This window comes from Aminobacter sp. Piv2-1, from assembly GCF_037625995.1.
In the GTDB taxonomy this organism is placed as follows: domain Bacteria; phylum Pseudomonadota; class Alphaproteobacteria; order Rhizobiales; family Rhizobiaceae; genus Aminobacter.
Window position 1 is genome coordinate 45547 of the sequence record NZ_JARKMU010000012.1, and the last position, 19782, is coordinate 65328.

Consider the following 19782-nt stretch of genomic DNA (forward strand, 5'->3'; position numbering starts at 1 on the left):
TCGGACTTCAGACCTTGCCGATGTCCGAAACTTGTCGCATATTTCGGACATGACGACAGTCGCACCCGATACCGATATTCGCTCGCGCGTGCTTGCACGGATCGAGTCCAAGCCCGAGGAGGTCTGGACCCCTGGCGACTTTGCCGACCTCGGCGGGCGCGCGGCGGTGGATAAAACTCTTCAGCGCTTGGCCGCCACCCAAGAACTGCGTCGGATCGACCGTGGCCTCTATGACCGGCCTCGGGCCAATAGCCTCACTGGCCGCGCCACCGTGCCAGACTATCGGGCAGTGATCCGCGCCGTAACCCGCCGCGACAACGCGCGCGTCGTCATCGACGGCATGACCGCCGCCAACGATCTTGGGCTCACGACGGCGGTGCCGGCGCGGATCGAGGTCTTGGTCGATGCGCGGCTGAAGCCAATAAAGCTCGGCAGCCAGGAGATCCACTTCAAGTACGCTGCCCCGAGCCGCCTCTATTGGGCGGATCGGCCGGGGATGCGGGTCGTACAGGCCCTGCACTGGATGCAGGACATGCTGAGCCAAAATAGCGAACGGAAGCGAATACAAACGACGTTGCGCCGCCTGCTTTCCGACCCCAAGCACGGCGAGGCGATCCGCGAGGATCTGCGCGCCGGGCTCTCCGCCGTGCCGATCTGGATGCAGGAATTCCTGCGCCAACTCCTCAGCCAGAGCGCTGGACTCGAGGGCGAGCCATGAGCACCGAAGCCTATCGCCAAATCATTGGAGCACCGCCACGCGACCGGCTTGATCTCTTCCTCGCCACGGCCAACCGCATCGGTGCTCCAGTGGGCAATGTCGAAAAGGACTTCTGGGTCTGCTGGACGCTCAACTCGCTCTATCACGAGCGGCCTGCGGGAGAGCCGCGGCTGTTGTTCAAGGGCGGCACGTCGCTGTCGAAAGGCTATGACCTCATCAAGCGATTTTCCGAGGACATCGACGTCACCGTATTCCGCGATGACCTCGAAGAGCCAGCCTCGGTCGAGGAGCTCGAAGCGCTGTCGAATAAGAAGCGCCGCGCCAAACTCGACGCCATCCGGGATGCGTGCCGGGCCTACATCACCGGCCCGCTGCGAGAATTCCTCACGGCTCAACTAGCGGACGCGACCAACGGGACTGGTCGCGTCGAAATCGATGAAGCCGATCACGACGGGCAAACGCTGCTGCTCTGGTACCCGGAGGTGGAACCACGTGACGGAGCCTATGTTCGACCGGCGATACGTCTCGAATCCGGCGCGAAATCGGCGCTCGATCCGCACGGACCGCTGACGATTACACCCTATGTGGCCGAGGAAGCACCGGGCATCGACCTCGCCGTGCCGGAGGTGACCACGATCGAGGCGACACGAACCTTCTGGGACAAGGTGGTGATCGCCCATGGATTGCGCCGCTGGTATGAGCGCCGCGGCGAACTGCGGCAGGAAGGTCAACGCGTGTCACGGCACTATTACGACCTGCATTGTCTCATGCAGTCGGAAACCGGCAAGGCCGCGCTCGCCGACCTGGAGCTCGGGGCGGACTGCGTGCGTCACGCGCGCATGTTTTTCGACCGCCCCGACTATGACTTGGCTTCGGCAGTGCCAGGGAGCTTCGCGATCGAGCCGGCGCCCAAGATGGTCGATGCGCTCGCGCGCGACTACGCCAATACCACCGCGATGATCTTCGGCGCGCCACCGAGTTTTGACGAAGTCATCGCTTCAGCCCAGCAGATCGAGCAGGCCCTCAATGCCGGCCATTAGTGGACCGGCCAGCCGCTCGCTGTGATCAGGGCTGACTGCCTGCTTTGAGGAGGCCCGTTCGGCCGGGATGCTGGGCCTTCGGATTCTGGCGCCACCAAAATTCGACTGTCACCGGAATGTGCCACTTCTTGGCAAGGCGTTCCACCTCCTTCCACGCGTCGGAGGCCGACTGACCCTGCACCGAAATGCCCAGGTGCGGATGATACTTGAATCCCTCATCCTCGAACTGAACGGCCTTGGCTGGTATCCCCAACTCGCGAACGAGCTTCTCGCCGTCCAATCCCTTGGCCTTCAGTTGGGCGATCGTTGTCAGAAGGACGGATGACCACCGTGGGCTTGGCACAGCCTTCCCGTTGATGGTCGCCGACAACGGCTTGGTGAACGCCAGACCGGGCGCGACATCGAACTGCATTGCGCCGCCGCTGGTGACCACCGCCTCGGCAGGCTCGTCGTCACGCTCGAGCCCGAGCTGATCCATCGTCTCCCTTATGACGCGATCAAGCGTCTCAGCGGGTGTCTTGGTGCCGAACCAGCTCGCCATGAGCTTGAGATCGGAAAATGTAGCATCGCTTATTCGCACAACCGGCATCATGAGAGTCTCCCGTCTTCCTCCAATAGACGATATGTTACATATTTTGGCGGAAGAGACAAGGGGATATGTAACATATTCATACCTTTCACTAGGAAGGGTCGTTTCAGCAATTGTTGAAAAGGCGCTGAAGAGTGAAAGGGGTGGACAAATTTCAGTGGGCAACGTAATTTCAGCAAATGCTGAACACGACCGAACAACTGAAAGCCACGGAGAAAGACGCTGCGGAGGCCCTGACTAGACTCCTGCAAAGGGTCCCGGCTCTTGTGATCGAGGATGTCGAAGTCGAGCGTGCTGACGGCCCCGATCGCGGGGCCGATTTCTTGGCCCACGTCGCCGTCGGCGGCCGCCGGCACACGTTGGTCTGCCAGGTTAAGTCGAACGGTCAGCCCCGGCACGTTCGCTTAGGCTTGCTTCAACTGCGCAACTACACTGCACATTTCGATAGAGAAGCGGTGCCGATCTTCGTCGCTCCATACCTCTCTCCGGAGGCTCAGGCGCTTTGCAACGACTACAATGTTGGTTTCCTGGACCTTGTCGGCAACGCCCGCATCATTTTCGACAGTGTCTTTATCGAGCGGCAGGTCGACGACAAACCGAGCGCGGAGCGGCGCGAACTCAAATCCCTCTTCAAGCCCAAGTCTGCGCAAGTGCTGCGGGTGCTGCTGCGAGATCCTGACAGTCCATGGCGCGTAGCGGACCTTGCCGAGGCGTCAGCGGTAAGCCTTGGCCACGTCAGCAATGTGCGAAGCGCACTGATCGACCGGGAATGGGCAAGAACGTCGTCCGAGGGAGTGATGCTGACCGACCCCGACGCGTTGCTGGACGCGTGGCGCGACGCCTATGAGCCGCCCGTCGGTCGGCGGTTGCGATTCTATTCAGCGCTTCACGGGAGCGGCTTCGACAACGCGGTGCGCGGAGTCCTTGGTGCGCAGCCGGAAGGTGGATGGGCCGTACTCGGGTCTTTCTCGGCCGCCCAGTGGTTGTCACCTTACGGGCGAATCAGCACGCAATTCCTCTATGCCGACGATGATGGCCTTGTGCGACTTCAGGAGGCGATAAAGCTGTCGTCGGCGTCAAAGGGGGAAAATGTCGTTGTCACTTTACCGAAGGATGCAGGCATCTTCCGCGATGCGGTCGAGCCTGTGCCGGGAGTTGTCTGCACGAGTCCGGTGCAAACCTATCTCGATCTGGCAGCCGCCGGCGAACGGGGACGCGAAGCTGCTGAGCACCTACGGCGGGAGAAGCTCGCATGGCGCCCGTAATTCCCGCAGAGCCGCAATCGGCGGCTGACTACGATGATCGCACTACCGCGGCCGTCAAGGCTGTGCTGATTGAAGTTGGCCAGATACTGGGCAGCTTCCGCGGCAAGTTTGCGGTCGTTGGGGGCGCCGTGCCATGGCTCCTGCTCGGCAGCGAGGATATGCCGCATGTCGGGACGCTCGATGTCGATCTCAGTCTCGACGCCGAAGCGCTGGGAGACGGTGAATACACGACGCTGATCGAAGCGCTTAGGGAACACGGATACGAGCAGCGCGCCGAACTCAGGCGATTTCAGCTTGTGCGGCAGGTTCCAGCGGCCGATGACAGCGGTCCGATCGACATCATCGTCGATTTTCTGATGCCGCGAGACGCGGAAATCGTCAAGAACGTGCCGCCCCTGATTAGCGACTTCGCCGTGCAGCGGGCCGACGGCGCCGATCTAGCATTGCGCTTCTACCAGATGGTCGCGATTGCCGGTCCGATGCCAGGGGGCGGCACAAACCGCGTGGAGATCGCCGTCTGCTCGATCCCAGCCTTGCTCGCCATGAAAGGGCATGCCCTTAACGGTCGGCACAAGCAGAAGGACGCATACGACATCTACTACTGCGTTCGGAACTATCCCGAGGGCAGTGAGGCGCTCGCTCTGGCCTGTCGGCCACTGTTGGAACACGCCAGCGGCGCGCGAGGCTACGGCTTCATTGCAGAGAAATTCGACACCACCGACGGCTATGGGCCGACTTGCGTCAGGCAATTCGTCGAACAGACCGATATTCTAGGCGATCGCACGCCCGACCAATGGCAGCAGGATGCTTTCGGACAAATCGACGCCTGGCTGCGCGCACTCGGGCTTCGGGGCTAAGGAATGTCGGCTGCACGTGAGCGCGACACGGTGACCGTTTCAGATTTGTCCGACCTCATCGCCGGGGCCAACGAAAATCTCGGTGTCGAGTTCAAGGCCTGGATGGACACGACAGATCCAGAGCACAGAGCGAAGCTCGCGCGCCATATTGCGGCGCTTGCCAATCACGGCGGGGGTTATCTCGTCTTCGGCATCGACGACAAGACGCGCAAACCCCTCGGCGCCACCGATCTGCCCCCTTCCTCGTTCGGCCAGGATGCGATTGCGGCGATCGTGAAGAGGTACCTCGAACCGCGTCTGCAAGTTCTCCTGCAGGGCGCCGAGTTTGACGGCGTGACCTATCCGGTCGTCGTTGTCCCCTCCCATGGCGCGCGGCCCGTCGTGGCGATCGCGGATGGGCCACAGGGCGCCAATGGCAGACCTGTCGGCATCTCGCAGGGCACGGTCTACGTGAGGGCGGCCGGCCCCGAGAGCGTGCCGATCCGTAGCTCCGATGATTGGAACACGCTTCTGGAGCGTTGCTTGTCGCATCGCGCCGATCTCTTGGGAAGCATCCTCCGTCAGTCGATCGGCGGGCGGTCGCAGCCCGATTCGCGAGTTCTCGAACTGCTAGTCGCGGCGGTCACCGAGACGGCCGCCGATTTCACCGCACAGACTCGCAGCCTGACGGAGCGGACAGACGCAAAATACCATGCGCAGATATTGCAGGCGGGCGAAAACTATTCAGCCATGGGGTATGCCCTGGTCGATGCGGATGGCGATCCAATCAGCATCGAGAACCCACGAACGGTGAATGATCGCGTCTCGGTGGCGATGCACCAATATGCATACTACGGCTGGGGTTCGTTTCTTCCTCTTTCGGTGCCGGAACGCGCGCCTCAGGTCCGCATGTCGACGTTGGGCGGGAGGGAAACCACGTACCTTGAAGGCATGCGCGTGGAAAACACGGGCTTGATCTCGAGTGCCTTCGACTACTGGCGGATTTATGAGTGCGGCATCGCGGTGAGCGTGGAATCCTTGCGCGACAACTGGTCAAGAGAAGGCCAGCCGCCTCCGCCCAAGCATCTGACCCCGTTGTGGATACTCGTCGCCATTCATTCGCTGCTGGCCCATGCCCGTCTCATGAGTCAGGAACTGCCAGGAGTGGCCCAAGTAATCGTCCGGATGGATTGGCGCGGGCTCAGCGATCGCATGTTGATGTGGGACAATTTCCGCGCCGTCGCTTCGACCCCATATCGCGATGATCGCTTCGCGCGAACGATACCGCTGCAATGGGCCGAGCTCCGCGACGATTACTTCGGAGCGCTTCGTCGGGTGGCTCTTCCGTTCATGAACGTGTTCGCGACACAGGGCTGGTTTCAACCCGAGAACTGGCTCACGTCGGACGCCGTGCAGAACGAGTTCAAGAGGCTGGAGATGCGTTCGATGAGACTGTTCGACGACTGATCGTCGATGGACTTAATTTGTTTTCGTCGCTCGGAGGGAGACTTTCGCCGGTTCGCCGCGGGCAAGAAGATGCGAACAAGCACTTGCGATCTAGACGTTTGCTCGCGGGCATAGTCTTATTCGATGCAAAACCGCAAGATGATCCGTGCGCTGGCGAGCCGCGGCTGGTGGAAACGGGGGCTGCGTGGAGCTGAACGGGAGCAAAACGACGTTGCTCGCCCGCGCTCGCATTGTCGCGAGAGATCTGGCGATTTCCGCAGCCACGCCACAGGCGCGGGCCGACGCTTGCCTCGATTTGCTGGATGAGCTCGGAGCGGATCGCCGGGTCGAGGGCTTCCGTCGCGCGCTCCACGCGTTGCCAGTCGACGAGCGGCATTACTGGATCGGCACGCTCTATACCCTCATGTTGCCGAACAAGGTGCGGCGGTCGCAGGCAACATACTTTACGCCACCGGCAGTTGCCGACGCGGTCGTGGATTTGGCCATCGAGGCCGGCTTCAATTTGGAGCGCGACGACGTTCTCGATCCGGCTGCGGGCGGGGCGGCCTTCCTCTCGACCATAGCGGGCCGAATGGCGACCGCGGGGCTCGCCGCCAAGGACGTTGCGTATCGACTGAACGGCATCGAGATCGACGCGGGCCTGGCAACGCTTTCGCGCCGGCTGATCGCGGATCGCCTTGGCGCTTCCCTGCCCCGTGACGTCATCCTCGTAGGCGATGCGCTCAATGTAAAGATTCCGGCCGCCTATGGCCTGGTGATCGCCAACCCGCCCTATGGGCGCATGTCGATCGAGGAGGTAAGCGGGAAAGCGTGGCGACGCGTGGCCCACAGCGGTCACATCAATAAGTACGCGCTCTTTGCAGAGCTTTGCTTTCGGCATGCGAAGCCTGGCGGTGTCGTTGCGCTTGTCATTCCCTCGAGCTTTCGCGCCGGTCCTCTCTACGACCGCATGCGAAGTTTCATCCGGTCCCGTGGCGAAGTTCTCACGATCGGTTCGATTGCCGGTCGGGATGGTGTTTTCCTGGACGTCGCTCAGGACATTAGTGTGTTGATCGTGCGCAAGGGAAAGGCGCATCGCGCCGATGCCAAGGTGCGCTTTCCGATCGTCGGAGTGACATGCTCGGCGACGCCGATCGTCGAGCAGGTCCTGCCGTGCAAGTCGGGCGACGCTTGGCCACTTCCAGCGATCGATCCCCAGACCGTCGGCGGTGCAACCCTCGCCGACTACGGCGTCACCGCCAAGGCGGGATATTTTGTCTGGAATCGCGAGCAAACCCGGCTCGTTCCGAAGCTCGGACGGCGGCGGGGTTATCCGTTGATATGGGCGAAGAATGTTCGTGCGGGAGAACTCTGCAGGCCGTCCGGCAAGAAGGGCATTCAAACCGACTTCGTGACGTTCGCCGAGGACAGCGCAGCTGTGGTCCGCTCGTCGGCGGCCGTAATGCAGCGCACCACCAACGACAAGCAGCCGCGGCGGCTGGTTGCGGCGATGGTCGATCCTGCTGTGGTTGTCCGCTGGGGCGGGTTTGTCACCGAGAACCATACGATCGTTCTCACCTGCGAGAACCCCGAGCAGCTTGCCCTCGCCGTCGCTCTGCTGAACACAAGTGCGGTTGATCAACGATACCGACGGGTGTCCGGAACCGCCGCCGTTTCGGTCACGCTGCTGCGCAAACTCGACCTGCCGTTGCCGACGGTTTTTCGGGAGGCGATTCGTGACGCGGATGGCGACGCGGAGGCCGCAGCGCTTGCGGCCTATCGTGTCCACTCCAAGATGGTGGAAGCCTGATGGCGCGTCATCGGCCCTTCGATCGCGCGCCAGGAACTGAGCTGCAGGATCGGACGCGACAACGGCAAATCCAGCTCGAAAAGCGCGCCGGACTAACCTCGAAATTAGCGGATCGCGCTTCGCGTCGGGTCGCCGAGGCCGTGGAGGCTGCTGCCCCCGCTAAGCGCCCCACGCGCAACGTCCAGCGATACATGGATGCGCTTGCAACACAGCCTCTACATCGGTTGGGGTCGAGCGAGCCGGCAGCGCTCACGCCTGCCTATCTGAGGTTGGTGCGGTCTGCTGCCGAGGTGGCAAGCGATGGGTCCGCACAGGTCGTAATGCCATGGCCTCCGATGCGGATGTCACCGTCTGCGATCGTGGCTTTGCTGGCGATGGGCGCCGTCGCCAGTGCCGATCAGGACGAGGTGGTGATTGCGAGTGAACGCACCGCTAGCCGCAAGCGGGCCGACGAGGTGCATGCGATCGTCTTCCCATATGCGCGAAGCACCCATGCGCAGGCGCGGTCGGTGCAGGTCGACCGGCATGGTATGGGTGAAGTGCATTTCGACCATCTGAAGCGCTACCTGAGCGGGGAGAACGATCCGGCCAAGGATTATCATCAGGTCCTCGCCCGTGTCCGCAAGCTGACAGGGCGAGCCTCGGATGGCCGCGACTATCCAGAATTCGAGCATCCAATCCTCGATGAGATCGTGCCTCACGGTCCGCCTCGTGGCGACAGACCCTCCAACAGCGCGTTGCTGTGGCGCACGCGAAGCAAGACCGACATTGCAACGCACAAGCGGTCGGGCGCCGCGGACGACCCAGCGATCGCCCCGTATTATCTCTTTACGATCCGAGCGGCGGACCAGCTTGGGGTCGAGTTGCGAAGCATCAAGTCCGCGCCGGACCTCCTGATCCTTGACCTCTCGCGCAACGCGCGGGACCGGTTGGGCTGGAACTGGCTGAAGCGGACCACCGAGATGATCGACTGCATGCGCGAGGTTCATCCGCAGGCAGGCATTCTCGTGCTCGCCGATGATCCATGGACCTACCAGACAGCGCGCTTCCAGCTGTTGGGAGCCAAGCAGGCCGGACGCAAAGGTAAGCTGATCCCCGCCTTGGGGCACGTTGTCTACTCGCCAACCGCCGGCATCATCCAAAACAGCGGGCGGCAAGAGCCCGGTTTCGAGGGTGCCGAACGTATCGACGTCGATGGCTTTTTTGGTGACGTTGACCGCAATATCGAGCGGCTCCGCGGACTGGCGCACAGACTATCCGAGATGGGCGACCCCGCCGGTGCGGAGACCGTAAGAAACATGATCGGTACGGTGCGGCGGTCGGCGTGCCTGCCAGGATCTATCACCGAACTCAGCAGGTTCCTCGAACACGAGACGTCGACCGCGACGGCAAACGACCAGCTGGCGACCTACCGCGTGGCGGCTGACGTGGCGGCCCTGTCCGATCCCCGCAGTCTCGCCAGCCAAGCAGACGCTGATACGCATGTTGCCGCCGAAACGACCAGCGTCATGCGTCTACTCGAGCGGGCCACGCCGATGTCGTCGCTACTCGAGGAGTTCGTCCAGCCTGCGCTTCGATCCAGCTCGAGGTCAGCCTTCGTGTTTCGTTCGGATATGATTGCGGAATTCGCCGCGGACCGCCTGGCGCCGTCTTATCCGAAGCTCGCGGAACGGCTGGACCTCGGCCTCATTCGGTTCGGAGGTGCGCGCGTACTGAACATTATCGCGGCAATGCCCAGCGCGCTGCGCAACCAGTTCAAGCGGGCCATCATCGTCGCGCCAACTCGGTCGGCAATTCTCGCGACCCTGAGCGAGCAATGGCTGCCCGAGCAGATCGTTATTCTAGCCGATGCCGACACGCTGGCCTTCGCAGCCAAGGACGCCGAGCGTTTGGCAGAGGCAATAGATGTCGCTCCGCTCGCCGCCCGACTGCGGGTGTTTGCGAAGCGCGCTGGCGCCCGCGTTGCCGAGATCGGACGTCACGCAGTGAAGCTCGACACTGAGATGCCCCCGGATGACATCGAATTCCCCGCTGGCTCTGTTGTCGACCTGAGTGGAGGGGGTCGAGGCGAGCGGCGCCTGGTCGAGCTTTCGATGCATAACGGCCAGCGTATTATCGCACGCCAGTCGACAGGCATCGTCCTGCGCAACGACAAGGCCGCGACGACTTCCTTCATCGAACGGCCGGCCGCGCAGGTCCGCGAAGGCGAGGAGGTCTGCGTCATCGGGCCAGGTTTCGTCGAACGGGCGCGCACGCTCGTAAATGTCCGCGCGACGGCGGCGGCAGAGATTCGGGAGTACCATCTTCAGGTCGCCCGCCGCTTCGCTCAAGTGCCGGGCGATTCTGTCAACGAGCGCTTGCGGTCTATCGTATCTCAGATGGGTGAACCCCGCACGTCGATCGAGACGGCCCGCTATTGGGTCGACCTCGAGGAAGAACTCGACAAACCGCTTCACGACGTCGTGCCGCATGCGCCGCACGATCGAGAGACGTTCATGCGCTTCACCGCCGCGCTCGGCATCGGCACAAAACTCGCCGAGAGCTTCTGGCTCTGGGCCGTGTTGGCGCAGCGCTCGCACCGGATACGCTCGGGGAACGTCTTTCACGACGCCTTCCGGGGAATTCTGACCGACCCGCACGCTGCGCTCGCCACGAATCGCGAGCGTGGTGATGACATTCGCGCCCTGCGGCTGATGGCCGAGGAGCACGTGGCAACTGTCGCGAAGACGCGCAGCTTGGAGGCGCAATGAAGGGACTATCGGACAAGCAGCTAGGCGAGATCGACGTCGAGCTCAAGGAAGCGGTCTGCGATGCTCTGGTCAACGCGCTTGTCGGACGGGTCAGCGGCAGCGACGAGCGCGGACGTGCAATGTTGGGCAGCTCACCTCGTCGTGGCCTTTTCGCGGGCCAGCTGCTGCCCCGTTTTGACGTCGGCGGCGTCGTAGACGAAACCTCCGACATCCGGATCGCGTCTGTCGGCATCGATCTGGTGGTGGGCGCCGGCAGCGGCGCAACGATCCGGGTAGCGCCGCGCTTTTCGATTTACGTGCGCGTGATCCCGTTGTGGTCGGACCTCGTCGCGGGGGGAGGCGAACTCGACTTCGACTTCAAGCTGCGCAAGAGCACCCAGCAGCAAATCGATGACACAATACGCGCACAGCGCGTGCCCGCGCTGCAGGCGTCCGGCGTTGACCGGCCGGACTGGAAAAACCTGGATGAGGCGAAGCGCTCCAAGGTGCGGGCGCAGCGCGCGCAGATCCTCGCCGAGATCCGGACGAAAGCCTACGCCGCGCACGGCATCAAGCTGTTGTCCGGTGAAGTGGAGCCACAGGTTTCGCCGGCGGCACTTGACGCGGCGATTGCCGATCCCAACACACCTGAGGACAACGCGGCGCAGCCCGCACCAATTGCCCGCTTGATCCGCGAGGGGCGAGCAATCCCGCTAAACCTGGTAGACCCGGCGCCGGTGCCAGGCAAATGGCGTCGGATCGAGCTTGACCTGCCGGTCCTGGACTTTGCGACCGATGCCGATCAGGAATCGTTGAGCACGACCATCAGCGGCTATAACAGCCGCCTGACGCAAGCAGTCGCCGATCAGCTTGAGGCTTGGGTGACCGGTCTTGGCGTCAGCGAAGCGTGGCGCGATGCAACGATACAGCCCGACGATACACTGGACGAAGCGCGGTGGACGGCGGCCATGGCGGCACTTGCCGCCCGTCCAGTCGACCGCGCACGGGTCGTGCCGGACCTTTCGCGGGTCGTGCTGAAGGTCGAGCGCCAAGCGGACTTCCTCGACCCCACGCGCCTGTCGTTGCGGGTGATGCTCGACAACCAGTCTGCCGAGTTGACGCCCAGAGACGCGCAGGGACGATGCAACACGGTATTCGGGGCGGGGCTTTCGGTGACGTTGCCTCGGGCGGCGCACAGGCCGCTGCGGCTGGACCGTGTGGAACCATCCTATCGGTTCCGCGACCATCTCGACTATCCGGCGATCGGCCTCAATTGCGGGATTCGCGCTGACCGGGAAAGCGGCGAACTGACGCTCGCCACCACGATTGCGCCACGCTTTACGCAGCCGCGTATCGTCGCTCGCCAGATCGATCTGCCCTTTCAGTTTGCGGTTCTAAAGGATAAGGGCTTCGACGCGCGGAGGCTCCTCGAACTGCCCCGCGCCTATGCGAAGTGGATCGATGAACAGGAGGTCCGGCTCAAGACGACAGTAGGAGCAGGGCTCGACCGCGCCGATGCGGAAATTGAAACCGCCCGGCTGCGAAAAGACCTCGCGGCGCAGCGGGCGGAAGCACGGTACATTGAGCGCGGCGTGGAGCTGTTGATAGCCTCCAAGCAGGCGTTCGACACGCTCCCGGGTCACGAGGGGGGCAGCCGTGCCGAACTAGAGCGTCGCGCGGCGCCATGGCGCGCCTGGATCATGACCAACGAGGCGTTCGCGCTTCGCGACGCGTTCGATCCCAAACGCGGCTGGCGCCTGTTTCAGATGGCATTCGTCCTATCCCACATCCCCGTGTTCGCCTCGCGGATGGCAGAATGGCGCGAATATCACGATGAGATGCTCGACGAGGACGGCGTCAGCCTCCTCTACTTCCCGACGGGCGGCGGCAAGTCGGAGGCATTTTACGGCACGCTGCTCTTTGCGATGTTCCTTGACCGCCTACGCGGCAAGAACCGTGGCGTCACCGCGATGATCCGCTACCCGCTGCGCCTGCTCACCCTCCAGCAGGCTCAGCGGCTGCTCAAGCTGATGGTGCGGGCGGAGATGGTGCGACGCAGGAACAATGCCGGGGAGTGGCCCTTCGAGATGGGATTCTGGGTCGGCAACCAGAATACCCCGAACCACTATCGGGCGTTCCGCGCGGACATCCCCCTGGCCGACGATTCCAACTTTCCAGACGATAGCGGGCTTGACGGCGATACAGGCGACGAGGAGCTGCGAGCGCAGGGTCGTCGATATCTCGACGCGCGCGAGGCCTATGACAAGATCCCCGAGTGCCCGGTCTGCGGACAGCCAACCGGGCTCAGGCGCGACGAGGGCGAAGGACCCCTGGGCAAGCGGGCTGTCATCGTCTGCTTCAATGATGGGTGCGACTGGAACAAGGAACATGGCGGGAGGCATCCACTGCCCTTCCTGCTAACCGACGATGCCATTTACGCCCGGGCTCCGGCCGTCGTACTCGGCACGGTCGACAAGCTCGCCATGCTTGGCCAACACACAGCAACGATCAGCAAGGTGCTTGGCATGTTCGGCCTGGCTCGCCGGGTAGACAAATGGGGCAATCTCGACACGCCACGGCGCGAGGAGGACCTCCGCCGGGATGCGACCGAGGACGAGTGCTCGAATGTATTCCCCTCCTATGCCAACGGGGCGCGCGTCTTTCACGATCCCTTCCCTGCGCTGGTCATCCAGGACGAAGCGCATCTGCTTGAGGAGAGTCTCGGCACGTTCAGCGGGCTGTTCGACACGCTCCTCCAGACCGTGCTGGAGGACGTTGCGGAGATGGCCGGCGACGGGCTTCAGGTAGCCCGGTGCTGGAAGGGCGATGGGTGGGGGGCAGCGCGGATGCCGAAAGTCATAGCGGCAACCGCTACGATTTCGGCCCCCGAGCGTCAGCTCGAGACACTCTACCAGCGGGTCCCCCTGCGCTTCCCCTATCCGGGACCAGACCTCTACCATTCCTTTTTCGCCGAACCGGCTCCGCCGCCGAAGGCGAACGCTGTGCGAACCGACCTCGCCAACTCCCTTCCTTTCGCGCAGGCGCCGGAGCAGACCGCGCCCTGGATGCGGCTCTTCGTGTCCCTCATGACCAACGATGCCACTCACACAGTTACGACCGTCGGAGTGCTCGCGTCCTTCCACGGGATAATCACTGCGCTCTGGGACGGGTTGCAGGACCCGGCGAAGTGCGGTGGCACGGTCGCAGCGATCCGCAGCTCGGTTTCGCCCGGACGGGTCGGAGACTGGCATCGCGCTGCAATAGATAGAGCCGCGACGCAGGGTCGTATCGCGGACATCATGGCGCTTGTCGACCTTCACCGTATCGCCCTCGCCTATGTCACCAACAAAAAGGGTGGCGATCAGATCATTGATGCCCTGAGCGCGGCCGTCGGGCACGAGCACAGACGCATCGGCAGGGCCCACGCCTTTTTCGAGAGCCGGCTGATCTCCGGCGGGATCGACATGAAGGACATCCAGGCTGTGATGGAGGTCGCCGAAACGTCGTTTCAGGGGGCCGACTATCCCGATATCACGACCACTCTACGCAACATCGTGGCGACATCCGCCATCAGTCATGGCGTCGATGTGGACCGCTTCAACAGCATGTTCTTCGCCGGCCTGCCGTCGGACATCGCAGAGTACATCCAGGCCTCGAGCCGGGTGGGCCGCACCCATGTCGGTTTCGTCATGCTGTTGCCCACGCCTCAGAATCGTCGCGACCGCTACGTGATTGAGACCCATGACATCTTTCATCGCTTCTTGGAGCGAATGATTGCGCCGCCGGCGGTTGAGCGGTGGGCTGAGAATGCCATCAAGCGGGCGATGGCATCCTACGTTCAAACTTGGGCAATGCTGCGGGAGGCCCACGATTTCGTTGATCAGAACGACGCTCGCAAAGCTGAAGTCGCCCACATGGATCAGATCAGCCGTCTCGGAACCATGGCGCGGCGTAATCACGTAGCGCTCTGTGAAGCTTTGGGCGGGTTCATGCTGCGCGCCAGCGGTTTCGCGGGCAAGGGAGCCTCAAGACTTGGGGCTCCGCACTACGAGGAGTTCTACCGCGCCCTGGTGGAAAAGCAGGTGGATACGTTCGTCCGAGACATAGCTAGCCGCGGCACGGTTGCGAGCCTGCGCGATTACTGGGAGGATCTTCCCGCCTTCCGGCCGCCAATGACGTCGCTGCGAGATGTCGATGAGGCCGGCTACATCGTAGCTGCCGGGCGCGATCCGCTGGCGCGCGGGAGGTCTACCGACGTCGACAGGCAGGACCTAGCAAAGGTCATGCGGGCAATCAGAACGCAGCGAGGGAGTGCCTCGGAAATGGACTCCGATGGAGGCAGCGATGAGCGGCGATAAGGGCGCCGGCGCGGACTGGCGCACCTCGAACCGCAGGCCGGCCGCATTCGGGGGAGCGAAGCGGGAACCGGATACGCTCGAGCCACCCACGATGTCGAGATCGCGGGTCCAGATCGCGAGCTCTTACGCGCCGGGCGTACTCATGACCTGGGAGGGCGGGAAGGGAATATGTCGCTCGGTGCCGCTGGCGAACGACATCACCAAGCAGCTGAACCGCACCACCATCGATCTGGTGTTCGAGAACCTCAGCGACTTCGCAACGAACTGGCGTGACAGAGCGATAAATGCGGTGCCGGACGCCTTGCCTGAGCTCATCCTTGACGCACCCTTTCGCGACTCCAAGACCGGCGAAGTCCGTATCGAGCGGAACGATTTCCAAATGACCGGGCCGGACCGCGTCGGCTACGTGCCTTATCCGCTCGTCTACCGCTGCGGCATCTGCGGCTCGACCCGTGAATACGAAAGTATCGCGGATCAGGCCCGGCAGCCGCTGCCGAGGAAGTGCAATGGCCACGACGCCCGCTGGACGCAGGTCGATGTCGTTTACGTGCACTGGTCGGGCGAGATTCAGCCTCTGAGTCCTTACAACTTCAACTTTGATCCTCAGACCGGCGACACGCGACAGATCAGGATGTGCACGTGCGGATCGACGAGCTTCAAGCTGCGCAACGAGGCTCCGGTTTTCTCCGAATGGAGATATGTCTGCGAAGGATGCGGCGACACCCGCGTGCTCAAGAAGGCTGAACCGGATGTGCTGGCACGTCTGCAGACTGAGCAGAACGCCGGAGGGCGACCTTTCCAGTGGATCGAAGTCAACATGTTGCCGGTGTCATACCGGGCGAACTCGACGTTCTATCCGCAACGCACGAGCTTCATCGAGTTCGAGGATAGCGCCGTCGTCGAATTGATGACACCGTCTCGGGTGGGGGAACTTGTCGCGAAACTCGCCGCGATCCACAATATCCCTTTCTCCGAACCGAGCGATGACGAGGTTCGTCAGGCTGTCCAAGCCAATTCCACAAACGCCGGCGATTGGGAGGACTACCAGAGCTTCCTCGACATGGCGCGTCGCGCCGATGAGAGTAACCGGCCCGAGCGCGCCCGTTCATACCGAGATAGCGCTCATGAGTTGAGAGAGGGCTGGTTCTCTGCGGGCATCGTCGAGCGCGGCAGACTGGGAAGCGAAGCTTTGCTCCGGGCGATCGGCCAGCGTGGAGAATGGACGCGGCGCTACGACCCGATCCGACTCACCATTCAGCACGATGCATTCGTGCGTGAGCATATCGAGCAGGCCATGGCGCGGCACGCGGCGGTTAATGTCATGGAGCCGGACATTACGCTCACTGACGTGGTCAACGATCCCCAGCGCAAGGCTCGTTACCAGGCGAACATCGGCAATCTGCTCGACCATCTGGGCGTCGAACGCTTGGTTCTGGTGCGCAATTTGCCGATCTGCGAGTTCAGCTTTGGGTATACGCGGGTTTCCGCGACGCCGGTCTACAAGCGTGAGCATCAGGGTACTGGGGTCGACATGCCCGTTCGTCTCAAGGCTTTCGATCAGCTTCCCGTCCAGGGAACCAAGCGCCCGATCTATGTGACCCAGCAGCAGAACGAGGCGCTCTATTTCAAGCTCGATGAAGCGAGGGTGCTTAGATGGCTGAGGGCCAATCAGATCACCGATGTACCTGACGGGGGACTCGGGCGCGCTTACCTGGAGCGGTACGAGGATTTCGGCCCTTTCCTCGAGGTGTTCAAGGATCGCGAGGGAACCGGGGGCTACCCACGTACGGTGCCGGCCTATGTCTACCTCCTGCTGCATACTCTTTCGCATCAGATGATGCACTCGCTTGCCGACTCCTCTGGCGTCGACCGCGATGGTATCGGCGAGCACATCTTTCCGGCCGACCTTGCATTCGTGATCTACCGAAAGGGAATGACGCCGGACCTCGGCAATATCTCCGCCATGTGGCGCAACCATGCGGATGAGTTCCTCCGCCGTGCGATCGATCCACGCACGCTGCGGTGCGGATCGGGCAGCCTGTGCGATGCGCGAGGTGGTGCCTGCCCGGCCTGCGTCATGGTGTCGGAGGTGAGCTGCATCGCGTCCAACCTGTTGCTATCGCGAGCCGTGCTCAAGGGCGGCAAAGGTCCGGAATGGGAACCGAAATCGGCTCCCGACCTCGTGGGCTTCTTTGAGGCGGCGGTCGCCAAATGACAAACGAGGTGTTGATCTCACCGCGGGCAACGGCGCGGCTGGTAGTGACGATGCCGCCCGCGCCGAGCCGGCTGGCCGATGCTCTCGCCGCGGACATCGCCAGCGATTACGTGACGCTGACGCCCACAACCGATGCCTTCAGCCATCTCGCGTCGCTGGCGCGCCAGCGTCTTACTGTCATGATTCCTTATGTCGACAGGATCGGAGCGGACTGGGCCGCCGAACTTTTCGAAACAACGGAGGCCATTGAACGTGTTTTGGTCATACGGGACGCATCACAGCTTGTCGGTTGTGCCGAGGCGGGGCGCCGCCTGAAGAGGGCGGCAACCCGCATCATCGACTATGGCGGGGGCGACCTGTCGCAGGAAACCTTTCACGCCAAGATCGTGCTCGCAGATGGGGTGGCGGCATATGTAGGATCGGCAAATCTGCTGAAACGATCGAAGGCCGCCAATCTCGAATGCGGCATGTTGATCGAGGGACCGGCCGTGCACGCGGTCAAGGTCCTGGTCGACGCCGTCGCCAATATGACGGGACCTGTCTCTGTTGTGCTGTGAGAGACTGCGGCGCGCGTTTGGGAGGACTATACTATTCAACGATGATGTCGCGAGTCAGAAGTTCGGTCTCCTTAAAACGCAACGTGCGTAGGTCAATCGACACATAAATCTTCAGCCGGGCATGCGTGTGCACCCAAGTTTCGAGTTCGGTCGGAGTGATGTCGTCGTCCTTATCTCGCAGTTCGGTCTCGTCGACATAACGCACCCGCACGGCGAGGATCGAGTTTGCGTGGAGGATCAGTCCGATCTTGGTGTCGTCGATAGCCGCGACGTCGTACCCGTCGACGCTGACGATTTCATCGAGGTTGGCCTCCAGCACGGAGGCGTCGGACAAAGAGCCGTAGTAGACGAAGTTCAGAAAATCCAAGTCCGTCTCGACAGCTTCAATTAGTTGCTCATCGAAGCCTGGCGCTGCGAAGATCTCGTCGGCTATCGCCTCGAGATCCCCGCCGCCTTCTGCGGTCGCGGCGGCCAGAACATCCTCTAGTGTCTCCAGGGGGAGAAGCGCATCGTGCTCTCCTGCAGCCTTGCGAAGAGCTGCATCGCCGCTCACCACGTACATCGATATCTCGTTGCTCTTGCAGTAGCGGGCGAGCGCCTCGACGACGAAGGCGTCGGGAAATTCCTTACTGCCGCGATGATCAAATGGCGGGCTGCCGACGAAGTAGCGATCGAACACGACCCGAGGTGGAACCTCCAAGGCCGACACGGAATGGCTGCGGAAGCGCTTGACTAGCACGTCGACGAAGCCTGCCCACGCCTTCTTGCCGAGATCTGAACCGTCGACATCCCTGACGGTGACGTTGTCCTCACCTGTGAGCTGCGCGATGCGGTTAAAATCACGGAGCAGCCGCTTGGCCTCCGCAGCCATGACGAGTGCCGATTCGCCCAGCTGTCGCTGAATCTCAGCAAGGGTGATGTCCGTGACATGCAGGACGACGCGACCATCTTCAATCTGCTTGGCGAGCAGCGCGAAAGGCGTGTTCGAAATATTGAAGCCCGCCCGGCGATACACCTCGGTGTCGAGGAACACATGCCGCGTCCGCAAAGGCTCGGTCGGATTTCGTACGGGTTTAGTCATCGCGGGCGACTTTCGATACTGCGTGCAGCGCACCGGACAACATCTGCGCTGAGAAGTCTACAAGACGCCCCACGCCCGATATCGCCCCCTTCCCGTCAGTTCCCGAACACTGAGTTCCGCGATGAGGTTGAGCGCGCCGCGTTGTGTCACCTTTGCGGCCTTAGCGATCATCGGCGCCGACACGATCGGCCGCGACAGGATGAAGTCGATCGTCGTCGGCAAGCTGCTTGACGAGCGCCGGCCGCTCAGGCGCCGCGTCATCAACTCGCGCGCCTGCGCCAACCGCGCGAGCTCCTTCATGCCGAGGTCGGCCGACGCCGACATCGCATCGAGCAAGGCGAGAATGCGGGTGAGCCGGTTCGGGGATCGCCGACGCTCCCTCGGCACCGCCTTCAGCCCGACATTGAAGCCGAAAAGGTGCGACGCCACCTTGCCCTGTGCACGAAGGTAGGCACCGACGAACTGGCTGCCGAGCCAGTGCTGGCGTTGCATGGGCTCCAGCGTCTCCCAGGCGTCCCATATCAGCGCCGCGGCAAGTGTAGGAGGCAGGTCCGCTACCTCCTGTAGAACCCGCTTCCACTGTGTCACCCGATCCGACTCGTCCCAGTCGGAGTCCCGAACGACCAGGTCGCCGACCACAAGCGGTGAACGGCCCTCGCGCTTAGTAGCCGAGACGCGATCAATCAGCTGCTGCGACTGCTCGAGGAGCGCGTCGACATTGGCGAGCTCCTGAGCGAGCGGATCGTCTTCGCCGATGAGCATCAGCTCCGTCGTCTCATCGACCGAGCTACCCTCCCCTTCCGCGGCGCGGTCCTGATCGTCGTACCCGGTGAGCGCGCCGATCCCCGCGTCGCTCACGGCCCAGCCTGCCTTGTTTCCCGCGATCCGGCGACGAGCTCGCACGATCCGGTGGGCGATCGTCAGCTCATGGGTCGGCGCGCGCGCGTCCATCCGCTCGTCGTGGAGAACGAGATCCTCGACATGGACAAGCTCGCCCCCCACCCACATGCTAGCCGCCGCGTCGAAGAAGTGGCCGCGCTCGACGAAGCCCTCTCCCACCGGACTCCGGCGAACCTGCTCGTCCAATCTCGCGAGCTGGTCCTCCGCTGTCGCTTTCACTTCCCGATTTCAAATGCCC

General features: G+C 62.6%; 13 protein-coding genes. 10 read left to right on the top strand and 3 right to left on the bottom strand.

Features of this window, described 5'->3' with window-relative positions:
* Positions 1-49: 49 nt before the first annotated feature.
* Together AmiPiv_RS20240 and AmiPiv_RS20245 are read left to right on the top strand one after the other, a co-directional pair.
* Positions 50-718, top strand: coding sequence for a DUF6088 family protein (locus AmiPiv_RS20240; protein ID WP_340040275.1), 669 nt, complete (start codon positions 50-52; stop codon positions 716-718).
* Positions 715-1758, top strand: coding sequence for a nucleotidyl transferase AbiEii/AbiGii toxin family protein (locus AmiPiv_RS20245; RefSeq protein WP_340040277.1), 1044 nt, complete (start codon positions 715-717; stop codon positions 1756-1758). The genes AmiPiv_RS20240 and AmiPiv_RS20245 overlap by 4 nt, the downstream gene beginning before the upstream one ends.
* 25 nt (positions 1759-1783) lie before the next feature.
* Here the strand turns inward: AmiPiv_RS20245 and AmiPiv_RS20250 are convergent, their stop codons facing one another.
* Positions 1784-2350 carry a T4SS efffector SepA family protein gene (locus AmiPiv_RS20250; protein WP_340040279.1) on the bottom strand — a complete coding sequence of 189 codons (567 nt, stop codon included), beginning with the start codon at positions 2348-2350 and terminating at the stop codon, positions 1784-1786.
* Between the two features lie 176 nt (positions 2351-2526).
* Between AmiPiv_RS20250 and AmiPiv_RS20255 the strand changes: the two genes are divergently transcribed.
* The 8 genes from AmiPiv_RS20255 to AmiPiv_RS20290 all read left to right on the top strand — a co-directional run bounded on the left by AmiPiv_RS20255 (position 2527) and on the right by AmiPiv_RS20290 (position 17563).
* A complete protein-coding gene (locus AmiPiv_RS20255; protein ID WP_340040281.1) occupies positions 2527-3612 on the top strand; it encodes a type IV toxin-antitoxin system AbiEi family antitoxin in 1086 nt (361 codons plus the stop codon).
* Positions 3600-4469 (top strand): nucleotidyl transferase AbiEii/AbiGii toxin family protein, encoded by an 870-nt coding sequence (locus AmiPiv_RS20260; RefSeq protein WP_340040283.1) that lies wholly within the window; start codon positions 3600-3602, stop codon positions 4467-4469. Before AmiPiv_RS20255 ends, AmiPiv_RS20260 begins: the two co-directional genes overlap by 13 nt.
* Positions 4470-4472: 3 nt before the next feature.
* Positions 4473-5915 (top strand): AlbA family DNA-binding domain-containing protein, encoded by a 1443-nt coding sequence (locus tag AmiPiv_RS20265; RefSeq protein WP_340040285.1) that lies wholly within the window; start codon positions 4473-4475, stop codon positions 5913-5915.
* A gap of 184 nt (positions 5916-6099) precedes the next feature.
* On the top strand, positions 6100-7704 hold the full coding sequence (locus AmiPiv_RS20270; RefSeq protein ID WP_340040287.1) for an N-6 DNA methylase: 1605 nt from the start codon (positions 6100-6102) through the stop codon (positions 7702-7704).
* A 374-nt stretch (positions 7705-8078) separates the two neighbouring features.
* The gene (locus tag AmiPiv_RS20275; protein ID WP_340040289.1) at positions 8079-10454 is read left to right on the top strand and encodes a hypothetical protein; all 2376 of its coding nucleotides are present in this window, start codon (positions 8079-8081) and stop codon (positions 10452-10454) included.
* Positions 10451-14791 (top strand): DEAD/DEAH box helicase family protein, encoded by a 4341-nt coding sequence (locus AmiPiv_RS20280; RefSeq protein ID WP_340040291.1) that lies wholly within the window; start codon positions 10451-10453, stop codon positions 14789-14791. Before AmiPiv_RS20275 ends, AmiPiv_RS20280 begins: the two co-directional genes overlap by 4 nt.
* Positions 14778-17006, top strand: coding sequence for a hypothetical protein (locus AmiPiv_RS20285; protein WP_340040293.1), 2229 nt, complete (start codon positions 14778-14780; stop codon positions 17004-17006). The genes AmiPiv_RS20280 and AmiPiv_RS20285 overlap by 14 nt, the downstream gene beginning before the upstream one ends.
* Positions 17003-17563, top strand: a complete 561-nt coding sequence (locus tag AmiPiv_RS20290; RefSeq protein WP_340040294.1) for a phospholipase D-like domain-containing protein — start codon at positions 17003-17005, stop codon at positions 17561-17563. The genes AmiPiv_RS20285 and AmiPiv_RS20290 overlap by 4 nt, the downstream gene beginning before the upstream one ends.
* Positions 17564-17594: 31 nt before the next feature.
* Here the strand turns inward: AmiPiv_RS20290 and AmiPiv_RS20295 are convergent, their stop codons facing one another.
* On the bottom strand, positions 17595-18596 hold the full coding sequence (locus tag AmiPiv_RS20295; protein WP_340040296.1) for a PIN domain-containing protein: 1002 nt from the start codon (positions 18594-18596) through the stop codon (positions 17595-17597).
* Between the two features lie 105 nt (positions 18597-18701).
* Positions 18702-19730, bottom strand: a complete 1029-nt coding sequence (locus AmiPiv_RS20300) for an RHE_PE00001 family protein (protein ID WP_340040298.1) — start codon at positions 19728-19730, stop codon at positions 18702-18704.
* Between the last annotated feature and the right edge of the window lie 52 nt (positions 19731-19782).